This window comes from Allobosea rubneri (assembly GCF_032464875.1).
GTDB classification, from domain to species: domain Bacteria; phylum Pseudomonadota; class Alphaproteobacteria; order Rhizobiales; family Beijerinckiaceae; genus Allobosea; species Allobosea rubneri.
Window position 1 is genome coordinate 1 of the sequence record NZ_JAWDID010000041.1, and the last position, 18,550, is coordinate 18,550.

General features: G+C 66.8%; 14 protein-coding genes. 1 reads left to right on the forward strand and 13 read right to left on the reverse strand.

Translation table 11 applies throughout. From position 1 onward, the window contains the following. The 3 genes from RKE40_RS21350 to RKE40_RS21360 form a co-directional block, all read right to left on the reverse strand. On the reverse strand, positions 1 to 991 hold a 991-nt coding region (locus RKE40_RS21350; RefSeq protein WP_316020226.1), incomplete at its 3' end, for an acetyl-CoA carboxylase biotin carboxylase subunit. 10 nt (positions 992 to 1,001) lie between these two features. Then, positions 1,002 to 1,166: a hypothetical protein gene (locus RKE40_RS21355; RefSeq protein WP_316020227.1), complete on the reverse strand. Its 165-nt coding sequence runs from the start codon at positions 1,164 to 1,166 to the stop codon at positions 1,002 to 1,004. A gap of 5 nt (positions 1,167 to 1,171) precedes the next feature. After that, positions 1,172 to 2,701 carry an acyl-CoA carboxylase subunit beta gene (locus tag RKE40_RS21360; protein ID WP_316020228.1) on the reverse strand — a complete coding sequence of 510 codons (1,530 nt, stop codon included), beginning with the start codon at positions 2,699 to 2,701 and terminating at the stop codon, positions 1,172 to 1,174. A 104-nt stretch (positions 2,702 to 2,805) separates the two neighbouring features. Here RKE40_RS21360 and RKE40_RS21365 point away from each other — a divergent pair, with 104 nt between their 5' ends. Further along, complete coding sequence (locus tag RKE40_RS21365; protein WP_316020229.1) at positions 2,806 to 4,218, forward strand: short-chain fatty acyl-CoA regulator family protein; 1,413 nt, start codon at positions 2,806 to 2,808, stop codon at positions 4,216 to 4,218. 69 nt (positions 4,219 to 4,287) lie between these two features. Here the strand turns inward: RKE40_RS21365 and fabI are convergent, their stop codons facing one another. The 10 genes from fabI to RKE40_RS21415 form a co-directional block, all read right to left on the reverse strand. Beyond that, the gene (gene fabI, locus RKE40_RS21370; RefSeq protein ID WP_066479676.1) at positions 4,288 to 5,064 is read right to left on the reverse strand and encodes an enoyl-ACP reductase FabI; all 777 of its coding nucleotides are present in this window, start codon (positions 5,062 to 5,064) and stop codon (positions 4,288 to 4,290) included. Between the two features lie 4 nt (positions 5,065 to 5,068). Beyond that, positions 5,069 to 6,253, reverse strand: a complete 1,185-nt coding sequence (locus tag RKE40_RS21375) for an ABC transporter permease (RefSeq protein ID WP_316020230.1) — start codon at positions 6,251 to 6,253, stop codon at positions 5,069 to 5,071. 1 nt (position 6,254) lies between these two features. After that, positions 6,255 to 8,993: a ribosome-associated ATPase/putative transporter RbbA gene (gene rbbA / locus RKE40_RS21380; RefSeq protein WP_316020231.1), complete on the reverse strand. Its 2,739-nt coding sequence runs from the start codon at positions 8,991 to 8,993 to the stop codon at positions 6,255 to 6,257. After that, positions 8,993 to 9,973: an HlyD family secretion protein gene (locus RKE40_RS21385; RefSeq protein ID WP_316020257.1), complete on the reverse strand. Its 981-nt coding sequence runs from the start codon at positions 9,971 to 9,973 to the stop codon at positions 8,993 to 8,995. Before RKE40_RS21385 ends, rbbA begins: the two co-directional genes overlap by 1 nt. Before the next feature lie 123 nt (positions 9,974 to 10,096). After that, positions 10,097 to 11,311, reverse strand: a complete 1,215-nt coding sequence (locus tag RKE40_RS21390) for an acetate/propionate family kinase (RefSeq protein WP_316020232.1) — start codon at positions 11,309 to 11,311, stop codon at positions 10,097 to 10,099. A 3-nt stretch (positions 11,312 to 11,314) separates the two neighbouring features. After that, positions 11,315 to 12,301, reverse strand: coding sequence for a phosphate acetyltransferase (locus RKE40_RS21395; RefSeq protein WP_316020233.1), 987 nt, complete (start codon positions 12,299 to 12,301; stop codon positions 11,315 to 11,317). An 8-nt stretch (positions 12,302 to 12,309) separates the two neighbouring features. Continuing rightward, the gene (locus RKE40_RS21400) at positions 12,310 to 14,610 is read right to left on the reverse strand and encodes a DUF3141 domain-containing protein (protein ID WP_316020234.1); all 2,301 of its coding nucleotides are present in this window, start codon (positions 14,608 to 14,610) and stop codon (positions 12,310 to 12,312) included. Positions 14,611 to 14,858: 248 nt separating this feature from the next. Next, complete coding sequence (locus RKE40_RS21405) at positions 14,859 to 15,527, reverse strand: TetR/AcrR family transcriptional regulator (RefSeq protein ID WP_316020235.1); 669 nt, start codon at positions 15,525 to 15,527, stop codon at positions 14,859 to 14,861. A 5-nt stretch (positions 15,528 to 15,532) separates the two neighbouring features. Continuing rightward, positions 15,533 to 16,714, reverse strand: a complete 1,182-nt coding sequence (gene bktB / locus RKE40_RS21410) for a beta-ketothiolase BktB (protein WP_316020236.1) — start codon at positions 16,712 to 16,714, stop codon at positions 15,533 to 15,535. A gap of 12 nt (positions 16,715 to 16,726) precedes the next feature. Continuing rightward, entirely contained in the window at positions 16,727 to 18,550 is a 1,824-nt protein-coding gene (locus RKE40_RS21415; RefSeq protein WP_316020237.1) for an AMP-dependent synthetase/ligase, read from the reverse strand.

The following is an 18,550-nucleotide window of genomic DNA, read 5'->3' on the forward strand; positions in this document are numbered from 1 at the left end:
TGAGCTTCACATCCTCCTGGCGGATACCGAGCGTCTCGCCATGGGCGACGCGTATCATCTGCTCGACGAGGTCGATGCCGGTGATCATCTCGGTGACCGGATGCTCGACCTGCAGCCGCGTGTTCATCTCGAGGAAGTAGAAGGACTTGTCCTGGCCGGCGACGAACTCGACCGTGCCGGCCGAGTCGTAGTTCACCGCTTTGGCCAGCGCGACCGCCTGCTCGCCCATCTTGCGGCGGGTCGCCTCGTCGAGCAGCGGCGACGGCGCCTCCTCGACGACCTTCTGGTTGCGGCGCTGGATCGAGCATTCGCGCTCGCCGAGATAGATCACATTGCCATGCTTGTCGCCGAGCACCTGGATCTCGATATGCCGGGGATCGACGATGAACTTTTCGATGAAGACCCGGTCGTCGCCGAAGGACGAGGCCGCTTCCGAGCGCGCCCGGGCGAAGCCCTCGGCGACCTCGCCGGCCGAATGGGCGATGCGCATGCCCTTGCCGCCACCGCCGGCCGAGGCCTTGATCATCACGGGATAGCCGATCGCGTCGGCGATCGTCACGGCATGGTCGGGGTCCTCGATCACGCCGAGATGCCCGGGCACGGTCGAGACCTTCGCCGCCGCCGCCGCCTTCTTCGACTCGATCTTGTCGCCCATCGCCGCGATCGCGCCGGGGTTCGGCCCGATGAAGACGATGCCGTTCTCCTTCAGCGCCCGGGCGAAGGCCTCGCGCTCGGAGAGGAAGCCATAGCCCGGATGCACCGCCTCGGCGCCCGTCGCCTTGCAGGCGGCGATGATCTTCTCGATCTGAAGATAGGATTCGGCCGCCGGCGCCGCCCCGATATGCACGGCCTCGTCGGCCATCTCGACATGCAGCGCCTCGCGGTCCGCATCCGAATACACCGCAACCGTCGCGATCCCCATCCGCCGCGCCGTCTTGATCACGCGGCAGGCGATCTCGCCACGGTTCGCGATCAGAATCTTCGTGAACATCGGTGGATTCCTATCGCTCGACGGCTTGGTTGGGCTCGCTGGCGTCCCAGAGGAGCCGCGAAATCTCGCTCAGAAGATGGTCCTGGGCCTGGGCATCGGCGGATGTGTCGCCGACGGCCCAGAGCAGCGCCGCGATCCGGTCGAGATCACTCTCGACGTTCTGATCGGCGCTCACCCCGCTCACAGGGGGATATTGTCGTGTTTGCGCCAGGGTCGCTCGAGGCTCTTGGTGCGGAGCATGGCCAGCGCACGGGCGATGCGGCGGCGGGTCGAGTGCGGCATGATCACCTCGTCGACATAACCGCGCTCGGCCGCGACGAACGGGCTCATGAAACGGTCTTCATATTCCTTTGTCTGGCGCGCGATGGTCTCGGCGTCGCCACCCCGGAAGATGATCTCGACCGCGCCCTTGGCGCCCATCACCGCGATCTGGGCGCTCGGCCAGGCATAGTTGACGTCGGCGCCGATATGCTTCGACGCCATCACGTCATAGGCGCCGCCAAAGGCTTTTCGGGTGATCACCGTGACCAGCGGCACCGTGCATTCGCTATAGGCGAAGAGCAGCTTGGCGCCGTGCTTGATCAGCCCGCCATATTCCTGCGCCGTGCCCGGCAGGAAGCCCGGCACGTCGACGAAGGTGACGATCGGGATCTCGAAGGCGTCGCAATAGCGCACGAAGCGCGCCGCCTTGCGCGAGGCATCGGCGTCGAGCACCCCGGCCAGCACCATCGGCTGGTTGGCGACGACCCCGACCGTGCGGCCCTCGATCCGCCCGAAGCCGGTGACGATGTTCTTGGCGTAGGCCTCCTGGATCTCGAAGAAATCGCCCTCGTCGAGCGTCTTCAGGATCAGCTCCTTGATGTCGTAGGGCTTGTTCGGATTGTCCGGCACCAGCGTGTCGAGGCTGGTATCGACCCGGTCCGGCACGTCGAAGGACGGCCATTCCGGCACGCCCGCCGTGTTGTTGGCTGGCAGGAAGTCGATCAGCCGGCGCACCTGCAAGAGCGCCTCGACATCGTTCTCGAAGGAGCCATCGGCGACCGAGGATTTCGAGGTGTGGACCCTGGCGCCGCCGAGTTCCTCGGCGGTCACGGTCTCGTTGGTGACGGTCTTCACCACTTCGGGGCCGGTGACGAACATGTAGGAGGTGTCGCGGACCATGAAGATGAAGTCGGTCATCGCCGGCGAATAGACGTCGCCGCCGGCGCAGGGGCCCATGATCACCGAGATCTGCGGGATCACGCCCGAAGCCTGGACATTGCGCTTGAAGACCTCGCCATAGCCGCCGAGCGCCGCGACGCCCTCCTGGATGCGGGCGCCGCCGGCGTCGAACAGGCCGACGATGGGGGCGCGCATCTTCAGCGCCATGTCCTGGATCTTGATGATCTTCTGGGCGTGGGTCTCGGAAAGCGAGCCGCCGAAGACAGTGAAATCCTTGGAGAAGACGAAGACGGTGCGGCCATTGACCGTGCCCCAGCCGGTGACGACGCCGTCGCCGGGGATCTTCTCGGCCTTGTCCATGCCGAAATCGACGCAGCGATGCTGCACGAACATGTCGAACTCCTCGAAGGAGTCCTTGTCGAGCAGAAGCTCGATCCGCTCGCGCGCCGTCAGCTTGCCGCGCCCATGCTGCGCCGAAATCCGCCGCTCACCGCCACCAAGACGGGCGCCCGCGCGGCGGGCTTCGAGATCGTTCAGGATGTCTTGCATGGCCGTCTCCCTCGCCTGCCCTATCCGTCGCGCGCCTTGTGACGGCAAGGGATTTTGTGCAAAATTGCGAAATGGCAAAATTAACAAATTCGCCAACAGAAAAGTTGAGACGCAAGCTCTTCGCCGGCGCGACCATTCGCAGATTGCGCGAGGAACGCGACTGGACACAGCTCGAACTGGCGCGGCGCCTCAACATCTCGCCGAGCTATCTCAGCCAGATCGAGGCGAGCCAGCGCAGCCTGTCCGGGACGATGGTCGTCGACCTCGCCCGTGTCTTCAGGGTCAATCTCTCGATCTTCACCGACGATCTCGGCGACCGCCTCGCAGCCAATCTGCGCGAGACGCTGGCGGACCCGCTCTTTGCCGCGATCGAGGTCAATCCGCGCGAACTGCGCACCGCCGCCGTCCAGATGCCGCAGATCGGCCGGGCCCTGCTCGACCTGCACGCGCAGTACCAGAGCCTCGAGGCGCGCTATCGCGCCCTCGACGAGGCCGTACATCCCGAGCCCTCGCAGCCGCGCCGGCCGATCTCGGCCTTCGACGAGGTCCGCGACTATTTCCATTTCATCGGCAACTATGTCGACGCGCTCGACCTCGCCGCCGAAGCTCTGGCGACGCGGATTTCCGAAATCCCCGGCGATCCCCGCCAGCGCATGGAGACCTATCTCGCGAGCGAGCACGGGCTTGCCGTCGTCGAATGCCCGCCCGACAGCCATCCCGCCCAGAGCCGGCTGGAGCGTGGGGCCGGCAGGATCACGCTGAACGAGGCGCTGCCGGTCTCCAGCCAGGTCTTCGCCCTCGCCCGCCATGTCGCCCGGCTCACCCATGGCGAGACGGCGGACGCCATCGTCGAGCAGGCCGGCTTCCTCAACCGCGACAGCGCGCTCGTCTGCTCGGTCGCGCTCTCGAACTATTTCGCGGGCGCGCTGACCATGCCCTATGGCGCCTTTCGTGATGAGGCCCGCCGGATGCGGCACGATGTCGAGCGCCTCGCCATCCGCTTCGGCGCCAGCCTGGAACAGGTCTGCCATCGCCTCTCGACGCTTCAGCGTTCCGGGCAGGAAGGCGTCCCGATGTACTTCCTGCGCGTCGACCGCGCCGGCAACATCACCAAGCGTCATAGCGCGACGCGCTTCCAGTTCGCCCGCTATGGCGGCGCCTGCCCGATCTGGAACATCCACGAGGCCTTCGAGATGCCGGACCGCTTCCTGGTGCAGCGGGCGGAAATGCCGGATGGCCGGCAATACCTCTCGATCGCGCGGGCGATCAGCAAGGGCGAGTCGCGCTTCGACGCCGTGCGCTCGCGCTATGCCATCGGTATCGGTTGCGAGATGGCCTATGCCGACGAGCTGATCTACGCCGATGCCATCCGCAGCAGCGGCAAGATCGCCGAGATCGGGATCAACTGCCGGCTCTGCGAGCGGCCGGACTGCCCGCAGCGCGCCATGCCGCCGCTCGACCGCGCCGTGATCGTCGACCCCTGGGAGCGCGGTATCCTGCCTTACCGGCTGGGCTGAAGCGCCCCCGCCACGCTGCGGAAACATCGGATTCAACCGAAGAGCGGATCCGACTTTCGACCCGATGCCCTACCCCATGATGTGGTAGCCGGCATCGACATAGATCGTGTTGCCGGTCATGCCCGTGGCCGCGTCGCTGATCAGGAAGGCGGCGACCTGCCCGACCTCATCGATGGTGACGACGCGCCCCTGCGGCGCCCGGGCGGCGGCCTGAGACAGCAATTCGTCGAAACCGGCGATGCCGCCGGCGGCGCGCGTCTTCAGCGGCCCCGGCGAGAGCGCATGCAGGCGGATGCCCTTCTGGCCGAGCTCATGGGCGAGATAGCGCGTCGTGCTCTCGAGCGCGGCCTTCACCGGTCCCATGATGTTGTAGTTATCGAGCACCTTCTCGGCGCCGTAATAGCTCATCGTCAGGATCGTGCCGCCCGCCGCCATCAGCGGCTCGGCGGCGCGCGTCATCTCGATCAGCGAGTAGCAGGACACCCGCATCGCCTGCTCGAAGCCCTCGCGCGAGACATCGACGACACGGCCATGCAGGTCGTCGCGCGGGGCGAACGCGATCGAATGGATGACGAAGTCGAGCTTGCCCCATTGCCGTGCGATCGCCGCGAACACCGCGTCGAGCTCGCCGGGGACCTCGACATCGAGCGGCATGATGATCGGGCTGGCGAGTTCCTCGGCGAGCGGTCGCACCCATTTCTCTGCCTTGGCGTTGAGATAGGTCACGGCGAGTTCGGCACCGAGCCGGTGCAGCACCCTTCCGCAGCCGAAGGCGATGCTGCCTTCATTGGCGATGCCGACGATCAGACCCTTCTTGCCACGGACGAGTTCACCGATCGGCGTCATGGGATCAGTCTCCGAAGATCACGCGGCGGAAACGGCTGAGCGCGTAGGTGAAGTAGACACCGCCGATGACGATCAGCGCGACGAGCTGCAGCCAGACCACCGAAAGCCCGGCGCCGCGATAGAGCACCCCCTGCGCGAACGCCACGAAATGCGGCGTCGGGCTGATCACCTGCATGGTGTATTGCAGCCAGACCGGCATGCTCTCCATCGGCGTGCTCGACCCCGAGAGCAGCTGCATCAGCACGAGGATAGGGATGGCGAGCAGCCCGAACTGCCCCATCGTGGTCGCGAGCGTGCCGAGCATGATGCCGAGCGCCGCGACGGCGAAGACATAGAGTCCGGCACCGGCCAGGAAGAGCGTCAGCGAGCCGGCGATCGGCACCTGCAGCCACCATTGCACGACGAGCGCCAGCGACAGCCCGGCCGCGACCAGGATGACGAGCCCGTTGGCGATGATCTTCGCCAGCATGATCTCGGTCGGCACCACCGGCATCACCAGGAGATGCTCGACCGTGCCCTGCTCGCGCTCGCGGATCAGGGCGGCGCCGGTGAGGATCACCGTCAGCAAGGTGATGCTGTTGATCACCTGCATCACCGAGGTGAACCAGGCGGAATCCAGGTTCGGATTGAACTTCGCGCGGATCACCACATTGACCGGGGCGCTGGTCACCGTCTCGCGGCCGGCCAGGAAGTTCGTGACCTCCTGCGCGATGATCGACTGGATGTAGACCGCGCCGTTGCCGGCCTGCGTCATTGCGGTGGCGTCGACATTGAGCTGGACCGAAGCGCGCCGGCCGGAGAGCAGATCGGCCTGGAAGGATGGCGGGATCTCCAGCACGAAGACCAGCCTGCCATGGTCCATCTCCTCGTCGATCTCGCGCGCGCCGATCAGCACCGCGCTTTTGAACAGCGGCGGGTTCAGCGCGTTGCGGATCTGGCGGGAGAGATCCGAGCGATCCTCGTCGACGATACCGACCGAGAGGTTCTTCGCCTCGGTCGAGGCACCGGTCGCCACCGTGTAGACGGCGATGCTGAAGGAATAGACCAGGAGGATCAGCATCACCGGATCGGCGCGGATGCTGCGCAGCTCCTTGATCACGAGCTGCCAGATGTTGGCCAGATGGACACGCAGGCCGGAGAGCGGTGGCTGTGCCGGAACCGGCGTCGCCCTGGAGGTTTCGGCGCTCATCTCAGAGCTCCTGCTTGCGCAGCAGCAGCTGCGAAAGCGCGAGGAAGAGCAGCCCGAAGCCCGCGAGCATCACGAGGTTGAAGGCGAGGTCGTCGAAACCGAGCCCCTTGGTGAAGGCACCGACGCTGATCGGCTGGTACCAAGCCGTCGGGAAGCCGAGCCCGATCAGCCGCGCCCCGCCCGAGAGCGAGGCGACGGGGACGAGCAGCCCCGAGAAATTCACCGCCGGGATGATCGAGAGGATCGCGGTCGCGAACACCGCCGAGACCTGCGTCTTGGTGAACGTCGAGATCAGCTGGCCGAAGCCGGTCGTCGCCGTGACATAGAGCAACGTTCCCAGGGCCAGCAGCGCGACCGAGCCCTTGATCGGCACGCCGAACAGGAAGAGCGCGAGGAGCACCAGCAGCACGAAGCTGATCATCGCGATCGCGATATAGGGCAGCTGCTTGCCGAACAGGAACTCGAACTTGGTGATCGGCGTCGACTGGAAATTGGCGATAGAGCCGGTTTCCTTCTCCCGCACCACCGCGATGGCCGACATGATCGCCGGGATCAGGATCAGCATCAGCATGATCACGCTCGGCACCATGGCATTCACGCTCTTGAAGGCCTGGTTGTAGCGGAAGCGCGTCTCGATGTTGATCAGGCTGGCCGCGCTCGTGCCCGTGCTGTTCTGGACCAGCCATTCCTTGGCGTATTGCGCGGCGAGCCCGGTGACATAACCCTTGGTCGTCTCGGCGCGGAACGGCATCGCCCCGTCGAGCCAGACCGCGACCTCGGGCTTCCGGCCCGATTGCAGGTCGCGCCCGAAGCCCGGCGGGATCTCGATGGCGAGCTGCAGTTCGCCGGTGCGCAGGCGCTGGTCGAGCTCATCGGAGCTGCGCAGAGGCGACCGCTCGTCGAAGTAGCGCGAGCCGGAGAAGGCTTCGATCAGTTGCCGGCTTTCGGGCGTGTTGTCGTGGTCGAGCGCAGAGAAGCGCAGGTTCTCGACATCGAAGGAGATGCCGAATCCGAAGGCGATCATCAGGACGAGCGGGCCGAGGAAGGCGAAGGCGAGCCGGATCGGATCGCGCAGCAGCTCCATCGTCTCGCGCCGCGAATAGGCCCAGAGCCGCTTGGGATCGAAGCGGCGCGGCGGGCGGATCGGCTCTGACGTCGGCATCGGAGCGTCCGGATCGGGCGCCTCGGTCTTGGCCGCGCGGTCGATGCCGGCAGCCTCGGCGAGATAGTCGACGAAGGTGTCCTCCAGCGAGGCACTGCCCCGTTCCTTGACCAGCTCCTCCGGCGTGCCGACGGCCAGTACCTTGCCGGCATGCATCAGCGAGATCCGGTCGCAGCGCTCCGCCTCGTTCATGAAATGGGTCGAGAGGAAGATCGTGACGCCGTCATCGCGCGAGAGGTCGATCAGCGTGCGCCAGAAGGCGTCGCGCGCGATCGGGTCGACGCCCGAGGTCGGCTCGTCGAGGATCAGCATGGCCGGTCGGTGCAGCACCGCGACGGCGAGCTGCAGGCGCTGCTTGATGCCGAGCGGCAGACTGTCGGGACGGGCATCGACCACGTCCTTGAGATCGTAACGCTCGAGCAGCTCGGCGATGCGGCCTTCGATCTCTTCGCTCGGCAGATGGTAGAGCTTGGCGTGCAGCTCGAGGTTCTGGCGGACGGTCAGCTCGGTGTAGAGCGAGAAGGCCTGCGACATGTAGCCGACGTTCCGCCTCGTCTCCATATCGTTCGAGCCCATCGGCTTGCCGAACAATTTGGCCGTGCCCTCGCTCGCCGGCAGCAGGCCGGTGAGCATCTTCATCACCGTCGACTTGCCGCAGCCATTCGAGCCGAGGAAGCCGAAGATCTCGCCGCGCTGGATCCGGAAGCTGACATGGTCGACGGCGGTAAAATCGCCGAAGCGGCGGGTCAGCCCCTCGGCCTCGATCGCCGGCACATCGCTGTCGCTCGCAGGGCGCGGCCGCACGACCACCTCTTGGTGATGCGCCCGCTTCGCCTCGGGCAGCAGCGCGATGAACGCCGCCTCCAGCGATTTCTGCCCGGTCTTCGCAAGGATTTCGCCGACCGGCCCGGAGGCGATCACCTTGCCGTCATCCATGGCGGCGAGCCAGTCGAAGCGCTCGGCCTCGTCCATATAGGCGGTCGCGACGATGACGCTCATCTGAGGGCGCCTGCCGCGGATCGTGTTGATCAGATCCCAGAACTGGCCGCGCGAGAGCGGATCGACGCCGGTGGTCGGCTCGTCGAGGATCAGGAGATCGGGATCGTGGATCAGGGCGCAGCACAGGCTGAGCTTCTGCTTCATGCCGCCCGAGAGCTTGCCGGCCGGGCGGTCCTCGAACGGGTCGAGCCCCGTCGCCTGCAGCAATTCGTCGATGCGCCGTCGCCGTTCGGCCTCGCCCTGGCCGAACAGCCGTCCATGGAAGTCGATGTTCTCGAAGACGCTCAGCGTCGGGTAGAGGTTGCGGCCGAGCCCCTGTGGCATATAGGCGATGCGCGCGCCCTGCTGCTCACGATGTGCCTTGTCGGCCATGTCGCCGTCGAAGACCGTGACCACGCCGGTCTGGATCTGGCGGACACCGGCGACCAGAGCCAGCAGCGCCGATTTGCCGACGCCGTCGGGACCGATGACGCCAACCATGCGGCGCGCCGGAAACGCGATCGAGACGTCGTCGAGCGCGACCGTCTTGCCGTAGCGGTGCGAGACGTTCTCGACCCTGGCAATGTAACCGTCGCTCATCAGGGGAGCTTCACGCTGAGATCTTCGGGCCACTGGATCGAGGCGCTGGTGCGGACGAAGCCCATGCCGCGCACGCCGGTCTTGGCCTGCCGGTGGTACTTTTTCAGAACGCGCGGATCGATCTGCAGCTTGACGCGGAACATCAGCTTCTCGCGCTCGTCAGCGGTCTCGACGCTCTTCGGCGTGAACTGCGCATCAGCCGCGACGAAACTGACATTGGCGGGGATGACGTAGTTCGGCAGCGGGTCGACGGTGATCCGCGCCTCGTCGCCGAGCGCCAGCAGCCCCGCCTGGGCGGCCGGCAGATAGATCGTCATGTAGACGTCGCTGAGATCGAGCAGCGTCAGGATGCGCGCGCCGGCACCCACGACCTCGCCTGCCCGGGCGAGCTGGTACTGCACCCGCCCGCTGCGCGGGGCGACCAGGGTCATGTCGACCAGCACGGCCTCGATCCGGTCGACCTCGGCCTCGGCGCTCTTGATCGCGAACGCGGCCTGGTCGCGCTGGGCCTCCGCCGCCACGAGCGCGGCTTTCGCGGTGTCGGCCTTGGCGACGCGCTGGTCGAAGGTCTGGCGGGTCAGATAGCCCTTGTCTACGAGTTGCTGGCCGCGCTCCAGCTCGGCCTGGGCGAGGGTGATCTCGCTCTTGCGCTGGACGATCAGGGCGTTCGCCTCGGCTAGCCCCTGCTTGGCCTTCAGCACCTGCGACTGGGCGCCGCGCAATTGCGCCTCGTATTCCGGCGAGGAGATCTTCGCGACGACCTGCCCGGCGGTGACGTCGTCGCCCTCATTGACCAGCACCTGCGACAGGCGCCCGGCATATTTCGCCGCGACGTCGATCTGCGTCGCCTCGATACGGCCGTTCGACTTGGCGATGCCGGCGGGCAGTGAGCCGCTGCGCAGGCGCTGCAGGAACTCCTTGATCCGCGACTGGGCCTGCGCCGAGGTGCTCAGCGAGACGTCGTGAGAGACCGGGGTCATGACGCTGCCGAAGGTCAGGAGCGTCACGGCCAGGGCCGTCGCGGTCGATAAGCCTGCGAATCTCATTTTCATTCTCCGAGCTCGGGCCGGCGCGGGGGCAACGGCCTGCTTCGTCATGCAATCCTACGGCCGAGCGGCGAGAGCGGCTGCGAGTTTCGGTTGCCGCAAGAGGCGTAGCGTGTGCTGGCCGATCATGCGTTCCTCATCCGTCGGGACGACGAGGATCGGAACGCGGCTGTCGCTGGCCTCGATCCTGCTATCGTTGCGACGGTTGGCTTCGTCGTCGAGGGACAGTCCCGCCCAGTGCAGACGCTCCACCACATTGCGGCGGACCTGATGGGCATTCTCGCCGACGCCAGCGGTGAAGACGAGCGCGTCAAGGCCGCCGAGCGAGACCGAGAGGCTGGCGAAGGCCTGCGCCACACGCAGGCTGAAGAAGTCGATCGCCATCGCCGCTTCCGGCCGGTCGCTCTCGAGCAGCGCCCGGACATCGTTGCTGATCCCGGACAGGCCGCGCAGGCCGCTCTCATGGTAGAGCATGTGCCCGACTTCCGCCGGGCTCATGCCCTTCTGCTCGATCAGGTGCAGCACGACGCCCGGGTCGAGCGAGCCGGAGCGCGTCCCCATCGGCAGCCCGTCGAGCGCGGTGAAGCCCATCGTCGTCTCGATGCTGCGGCCGCCCTCAAGGGCGCAGACCGAGGCGCCGGAGCCGAGATGGGCGATGATCACACGCTTGTCGGCGATCTCCGGCGCGATACCGCGTAGCGCCTGCGAAACGTACTCGTAGGAGAGGCCGTGGAAGCCGTAGCGCCGGACACCCTCGTCATAGAGACCGCGCGGCAGGGCGAAGCGGTCCGACAATTCGGGATGGCCGCGATGGAAGGCGGTATCGAAACAGGCGACCTGGGGGAGATCGGGCCGGCGCTCGCGCAGGACGCGGATCGGGTCGAGATTGCTGAGCTGGTGCAGCGGCGCGAGCGGGATGAAGGTCTCCAGCGTCCGCATCACTGCGTCGTCGACCAGCACTGGCGCCGAATAGACCGGGCCGCCATGGACGACGCGATGGCCGATGCCGATGAGCTGCGCGTCCTTCATCTCGCCGCCGACCCAGTCGGCGATGATGCGCTGCGCCTGTGAGGAGTTCGCGACCTCATCCGCGGCGTAGCTGCGCTCGATCAGCGTCTCACCGGCATGGTCCTTCGCCTTGAGCCGAGGCCTCGTCCCGATGCCGTCGACGGCGCCGCCGAAGACCAGCGCGATATCATCGCCGATCACCCGGTAGAGCTTGAACTTGATGCTCGAACTGCCGGCATTGACGACGAACAGGACCTCGCTCACCGCCTAGCCTCCGATCGGACGCGTCTGGGCCAGCGCGTGGGCGTAGAGCCCGGCGACGGCGCAGGAGGCCAGCCGGGTGCGGACATTGTCGGCACGGCTGGTCAGGATGATCGGCACGCGCGCGCCGAGCACGATGCCGGCGGCATCGGCGCCCGACAGGAAGGTCAGGTTCTTCGCCAGCATGTTGCCGGCTTCGAGGTCCGGCACCACAAGGATCTGGGCCTTGCCCGCGACCGGCGAGACGATGCCCTTGATGCTGGCGGCTTCCGGGCTGATCGCATTGTCGAGGGCGAGCGGCCCGTCGAGCAGGCCCCCGCAGATCTGGCCACGATCGGCCATCTTGCAGAGGGCAGCCGCCTCCAGCGTGCTCGGGATCTTGGTCGTCACGGTCTCGACCGCCGACAGGATCGCGACCCGCGGCGTGCCGAGCCCGAGCCCGACATGCAGGTCGATCGCGTTCTGGATGATGTCGCGCTTGGCTTCGAGATCGGGGAAGATGTTGACCGCGGCGTCGGTGATGAAGAGCGGCTCGGCATAGGTCGGCACGTCCATGATGAAGACATGGCTGATGCGCCGGCCCGTCCGCAGCCCGGTCTCCTTGTTGGTCACCTCGGCCAGCAATTCGTCGGTGTGCAGGCTGCCCTTCATCAGCAGCGCCGCCTTGCCGGCATGCACCAGCTCGACCGCCTTGGCCGCCGAGGCATGGCTGTGCGGGGTGTCGACGATCTCGAAGCCGGCGATATCGAGGCCGGCCTGCTTCGCGGTCGCGATGATCCGGCCGGTGGGGCCGACAAGGATCGGCGTGATCAAGCCTTGCGCCGCCGCGTCGAGCGCGCCCCTCAGCGAGGCTTCGTCGCAGGGATGCGCGACCGCGGTCAATGCCGGCGGGATCTCGCGCGCCTTGGCGATCAGGCGCTCATACTTGTCGCCGTTGGCAGCGGAGCGCCGGGACTGACCGGCTTCGGCGGCGAGCGTGGAGGTCTGGGCCATCGTTAGGCTCACTTCTGCGGGGCGGTACGGCGGCGCGTTCCGGTGCCGGGCCTGCGCCGCTGCGCTGCCGGCTTGGGCGGAGCTGCGCGAACCGTCGGGGGCGGCGTTCCCGCCGCCGGCGCCGGCGGCTCGCGCCCCGGCGCGTGATCCGGGAACATCCTGCTGACGCGTTCGTAGCGGGCGAGCGCTTCCCCTTCGAGCGGGCCGGCGGCAGTCAGGATGCCGTGGAACTCCTCCAGCGAGATCGGCGGCGCCTGCTTCTGCAGAACGCGCGCGATCGCGGCGACAGCCTCCTCCCGGTCGAAGCGCAGCATGAAGAACTGCTCCCGGACCTTGGCCTTGAACTGCCAGAGCGTCGTGCCTTCCAGGCTCTGGTGCTTTTTCTGCAGGCGTCGAAGAGCGGCGAAGATGCGCTCATCCAGGCTCTTGCCTGCCGCCAGGACGAACATGAAGGCACGCAGCACGGCGATGTTCGCATCGATATCGCTGACCCGCTGGCGCAAGCCGGCAAGCCCGGCCTCCAGCTCGGCGACGCCGCGTTCGCGGTCGGCCGGCACGGGGCGCGCCGTCTCGTCGCTGACGCCGAGCGCCTGCTGAAGGGCCGGCCAGCCATAGACCTGCTTGAACAGGAGTTCGGTCGCGGAATCGCGAATGTCACGGAACAGATCGAGCGAGGCGGCGATGTTTTGCGATGCCATCTGCTGCCAGGCGAGGAACGGATTGCCGGCAGCCGCTGGGCGGCGATTGCGGCGGACCTGCTCCGCCAAGGCCGGAACGCCGCGCAGGAACGAGTTGTTGTGCGAGAACGCCTCGAATTGCGAGCGCAGCGGATTGAGCCTGCGCGACAATTCCGCGGAAGGCGCGTTGGCGACGGCCTTCACCCAGGGACGCAGCCAGGTCTTGTAGAGATCGGCGTTGATCTCCGAAAGCTTGGCAACGGTCGCGAAACGCCGGTCATCCTCGGCCGTGTTCAGCCCGAGAGCGCGGATGTCGTCGAGCTTGCGCGGCTCGAAGCGCAGCACATGTTTGCCGGCAGCGAGGTCGGCATAATCCTGCCCCGGCTCGCGCGGCGTGATCACCGCCTCCCATAACCCGGGGGGCAGGATGTCGATCAGGTCCATGTTCTCGGTGAGCTCGGTATGCTCCTTCCTTGCAACCGAGCTCGAGACGAACACGCCGAGATGGCCGGCCTGCGGGTGGATGCAGTAGACGATGGTCTGCTCGGCCGCGATCAGCGCGAGATCGCTGGCATAGAGATCGGTGACCCAGCCCAGTGCCTGCTGCGGCGGAGTGATGTTATCGCCCCAGGAGCAGAACACCACGATCGGCGAGGTGACCTCGCGCAGGTCGATCGTCTTGCCGGAGGACAGCTTGACCTCGCCCTTGGTCAGCTTGTTGCCGACGAAGAGTTCCTCGACGATGAACTCGATCTCCTCGCGATTGAGCAGCACATGGCCGCCCCACCATTTCTCGAAAGAGAGGAAGCGCTCGGCCTCGGTATCGACCTGCGACCAGACATCGTAGAGCTTGCTCCACCAGGTATTGGCCGGGTTCAGCTTCTCGAAATTCTGGACGAGATAGGCCCCGTCGAAGATGCCGGCGCCGAGATCACCCGTCAGCGAAGCCAGCCAGGAGCCGCCGAGCATGCCGCCCGAATAACGCATCGGATTGAGGCCGTCCTTGCCGTTCCAATAGGCCAACGGCGCGCCCGCGGCCATGATCGGCCCCATCAGATCGGGGCGAGCGGCGGCGAGCCCGAGCACGGCCCAGCCGGCCTGGCAATTGCCGATGACGCAGGGTTTGCCGGGATAATCGGGATGGCGCTTGATCACGGCCTCGATGAAGGCGGCTTCGGCGCAGCCGACATCCTCGATCGTCTGGCCCGGCACCGGATCGGGCAGGAAGCCGATGAAATAGCAGGGATGGCCGGCTGCGAGCGCCGCGCCGATCTCGCTGTCGGGCTTCATCCCGCCGATCCCCGGCCCATGGCCAGCGCGCGGATCGACCACGATGAAGGGGCGAGACGCCTCGTTGGTGACGACGCCCTCCGGCGGAATGATCCGGACCAGCCAGTAGTTAACCGGGCGCGGCAGGTTGCGGCCGCTCATCACGGGCTCGAAGCTGAAGCCCAGGACATGCGGGGCGATCATCGCCACATGCTCGAGATAATTGTCGCCGCGCCTTCGCAGCACATCGAGCATCAGGACGTTGCGCTGGGCGACATCGATCAGATAGTCGCCGAGATCGGAGCGAAACAGCGCTTCCGCCTTTGCACCGGCGGATGGGTTCACCGAGAAGGGACCGGTCATATCGCTTTTCCCTACGCGCCACAGGGCTTGTACGTCGGAGCGTCGCAGCAGCTTGCCGCACTGCACTATCGCCAGCGTAAGACGCTTTAGCAACGACCCTGGCCGCTGCCCGCCTCAATGCGGTGTTCGGGAACACGCGTAATTGATGTCAATCAATCTCGAATTTTAGCGGCCGGGAGAGCGTGCCGCCGCGCCAAGCCGCCATACGGCCTGAGAAGTCCACGATCCAGGCAGTGCGAAGCGCCCGTTTAGACCGCGCTCGCGTGCTGCCCGGCATGGCGGCTGCGTCCCGCTCCCGCGCCATTCAGCCCGATGCCGTTCACGAAAAAGCCGATCGTCTGGCGGGCGATCTCATCGACCGGCAAGGAGCCCGCCGGGTCGTGCCAGCGGGCGATCCAGCTAAGCGCGCCGGCCGCAGCGAAAGCGAGCAGCTTGGAATCGCAGGGCTGGATCGAGCCGTCGGCGATACCCTGCTCGATCAGCCCGCGAAAACGCTTGTCGATCTTGCCCTTGAGGGCACGCAGCTCCTTGCGCGTCTCGGCCGGCAACGGGTCCTCGCCGACCAGGATGAGGCAGCGCCCGAAATCCTCGGTGACGATCCGCGCATATTCGGTCCAGAGCACGATCAGCCGGTCGAGCCCGCAGCCGCCGCCACGCTGCGCCTCGGCGGAGGCGGAGGCGGAATCGAGCCGCTCCAGCCCGATGCGCACGCATTCGAACAGGATTTCGTCCTTGCTGCGGACGTAATGGTAGATGGTCGGCTTGGTGACGTTGAGCCGTTCTGCGACATCGTCGAGCGAGGTCCGGTGAAATCCCTGCTCGCTGAAGGCGCGCGCCGCAGCCCGCAGCACCGCCTCGCGCTTAAGCGCGCGCTCCTGCTCGCGCTGCGCCTGCGTCTTCCAGAGTGGCGCCGCCATCCGGCTCAGGCCCGCTCGATGGCCAGCGCGATGCCCTGACCACCGCCGATGCACATCGTGATGAGCCCGTAGCGACCGCCGGTGCGCTGGAGCTCATAGGCCGCCTTCAGGGTAATGATCGCGCCCGTCGCACCGACGGGATGGCCGAGCGCGATCGCCCCGCCATTCGGGTTGACCCTGGCCGGATCGAAGCCGAGTTCCTTGGCGACGGCGCAGGCCTGGGCGGCGAAGGCCTCGTTCGACTCGATCACGTCGAAATCGCCGAGGGCGAGCCCGGTGCGCTTGAGCAGAGCCTGCACAGCCGGCACCGGGCCGATGCCCATCACGCCGGGCTCGACGCCGGCGTGGGCGTAGCCGACGAGGCGCGCCAGCACCGGTTTCCCTTCGCGGCCGGCGCGGCCTTCCTCCATCAGCACCATGGCGGCGGCGCCGTCATTGATGCCCGAGGCGTTGCCGGGGGTGACCGTCCCGTCCTTCTTGAAGGTCGGGCGCAGGCCCTTGAGCGACTCCGTCGTGGTCGCAGGCTTGGGGTGCTCGTCGGTATCGAAGCTGATCATGTCGCGGCCCTTGCGGACTTCGACCGGCAGGATCTGCTCCTTGAAGCGGCCGGCGGCGATCGCCTCGGCGGCGCGGCGCTGGCTTTCGGCGGCGAAGGCGTCCTGCGCCTCGCGGTCGATGCCGAAACGCTCGGCGACGTTCTCCGCCGTGATGCCCATGATGCCATTGCCGAACGGGTCGGTCAGCACGCCGGTCAGATGGTCGGCGACGACCGCATCGCCCATGCGCTGGCCGAAGCGGGCCGTGGCGAGCAGATGCGGCGCCCGGCTCATCGTCTCGGCGCCGCCGGCGACGGCGGTCTCACAATCGCCGAGCATGATCGCCTGCGCTGCCGAGATAATCGCCTGAACGCCGGAGCCGCAGAGCCGGTTCAGCGTCATCGCGGGAATCTCGACCGGAATCCCGGCCTCGACCGCCGCGACGCGGGCGAGATAGGCATCCTTCGACTCGGTCAGGATGACATTGCCGAAGACGACATGGCCGACTTCGGCAGCGGGCAACCCGGCGCGGTTCAGCGCCTCGCCGACGACGAGCGCGCCGAGCTGCGTCGGAGCATGGCCGGACAGCGCCCCGCCAAAGGTACCGATGGCAGTGCGGACGCCCGCGGTGATGACGACATGTCGGCTCATGAAACTGCTCCTTCAGGCGGATTCGGCCTGCCGCTCGGGCTTGTACAGCCCTTCAATCTCGGCGGCGTATTTCTTCGCGATGTTGGCGCGGCGCACCTTCATCGTCGCGGTGACCTCATCATCGTCATGGTCGAGTTCCTTGACGAGGAGGTGGAAGCGCTTGAGCTGCGCGACCGGCGCGAGCTGGGCATTGGCCCGCTCGATCTCGGCGGCGACCAGCTCGCGCACGCGGCTGTGCTCGGCGAGGCTGCGGAAATGGGTGAAGGCGATGCGGTTCTCCTCGGCCCATTTGCCGACGGTTTCGCCGTCGATCTGAATCAGCGCCGAGGGATAGCGCCGGCCATCGGCGACGACGATGCACTCCTTGATGAAGGCGCTGCCCTTTACTGTGTTCTCGATCTCGGACGGGCTGAGGTTCTTGCCGCCGGCGGTGATCATGATGTCCTTCAGCCGGTCGACGATCCTTGTCTGGCCGTCCTCGATCGCGGCGACGTCGCCGGTGTGCAGCCAGCCATCGCGCAGCACGGCGGCGGTCGCCTCGGGATTGCGGAAATAGCCCTCGAAGACGATGTCTCCGCGCAGCAGGAGTTCGCCTTCGGCACCCAGCTTGAGCTCGGCGCCGGCAACCGCCTCGCCGACCGAGCTGGGCAGCAGGCGCTCACGGCGCTGGCCGACGGACATTCCCGAAGTCTCGGTGAGGCCATAGACCTCGACGAGCGGGACACCGAGCGTGCGGAAGAACTGGACGATGCGCGGCGGGATCGGCGCCGCGCCGGTGAGCGCGACCTTCACCTTGCGCAGGCCGATGAAGTTCTGCAGCGCCCGGAAGATGACGAGATGGTAGAAGCCGGCGACCGCCTTCTCGCGCAGACTGCGTGCAGCCGGTGGCTTGGTGGCGAAGGGCTCGCAGGCGGCAAGGCCCGCCTCGAACAGGCGCCGGCGCCAGCCGCCGGCCTCCATCAGCTTGATGTGGATCGCAGCGTGCAGCTTCTCCCAGATCCGCGGCACGCCGAGGAACAGGCTCGGCGCGATCTCGCGCAGGTCTTCCTGCACGGTACGGATCGACTCGCCGAAGGATACGCAGGAGCCGGAATAGATCGGCGCCATCGTGCTCAGCATCTGCTCGGCGACATGGCAGAGCGGCAGATAGGACAGGTTGGTGGTATCGGCATCGTAGCCGAGCCGTTCGATCACGCCGGCAGCCTGGGCCCGCATGTTGCGGTAGCTCAGCATCGCGCCCTTGGGCTTGCCGGTCGAGCCGGAGGTGTAGACCATCAGGCCGATAGCGGCCGGAGTCTGGGCGGCAAGGCAGGCCTCGACCAGGCCAGGATGCGCGATCTCGTATTCGGCCCCGCTCTTCAGCACATCGGCGAAGGAGATGATCAGCTCCGAACCGTAGTGCCGCAAGCCCTTGGGATCGATCACCACGATCCGCTTCAGCCGCGGCAGCTCCGCGATGCGCTCCAGCACCTTGTCGGCCTGCTCCTGGTCCTCGCAGACCACGATCTCGACTTCCGCATGCCCCAGCACATAGGCGACCTCGTTGGCCGGGCTCGTCGCATAGACGCCGATCGCCACCGCCCCGACCATGCCGGCGCCGAGCTGGGCGACCACCCATTCGGCCCGGTTCTCGGAGAGGATACCGACATGCCCGCCTTCGGCGAGGCCTAGCGCCCGCAGACCAAGCCCGAAATGCCGGGCTCGGCGATCATATTCGGCCCAGCTGATCGGCAGCCAGATGCCAAAGTCCTTCTGCCTGAGAGCGACGCGCTCGGGCATCGCCCGCGCATTCTCGCGCAGCATCTGCGGCAGGGTGAGATTGGGAAGCTCGCGCAT

Coding starts and splice junctions, on each gene's coding strand:
- RKE40_RS21360 (WP_316020228.1), bottom strand. CDS start 2,701: ATGCAAGACATCCTGAACGATCTCGAAGCCCGCCGCGCGGGCGCCCGT.
- fabI (WP_066479676.1), bottom strand. CDS start 5,064: ATGACGCCGATCGGTGAACTCGTCCGTGGCAAGAAGGGTCTGATCGTC.
- RKE40_RS21375 (WP_316020230.1), bottom strand. CDS start 6,253: ATGAGCGCCGAAACCTCCAGGGCGACGCCGGTTCCGGCACAGCCACCG.
- rbbA (WP_316020231.1), bottom strand. CDS start 8,993: ATGAGCGACGGTTACATTGCCAGGGTCGAGAACGTCTCGCACCGCTAC.
- RKE40_RS21385 (WP_316020257.1), bottom strand. CDS start 9,973: ATGACCCCGGTCTCTCACGACGTCTCGCTGAGCACCTCGGCGCAGGCC.
- RKE40_RS21395 (WP_316020233.1), bottom strand. CDS start 12,301: ATGGCCCAGACCTCCACGCTCGCCGCCGAAGCCGGTCAGTCCCGGCGC.
- RKE40_RS21400 (WP_316020234.1), bottom strand. CDS start 14,610: ATGACCGGTCCCTTCTCGGTGAACCCATCCGCCGGTGCAAAGGCGGAA.
- RKE40_RS21405 (WP_316020235.1), bottom strand. CDS start 15,527: ATGGCGGCGCCACTCTGGAAGACGCAGGCGCAGCGCGAGCAGGAGCGC.
- bktB (WP_316020236.1), bottom strand. CDS start 16,714: ATGAGCCGACATGTCGTCATCACCGCGGGCGTCCGCACTGCCATCGGT.
- RKE40_RS21415 (WP_316020237.1), bottom strand. CDS start 18,550: ATGCGCGAGCTTCCCAATCTCACCCTGCCGCAGATGCTGCGCGAGAAT.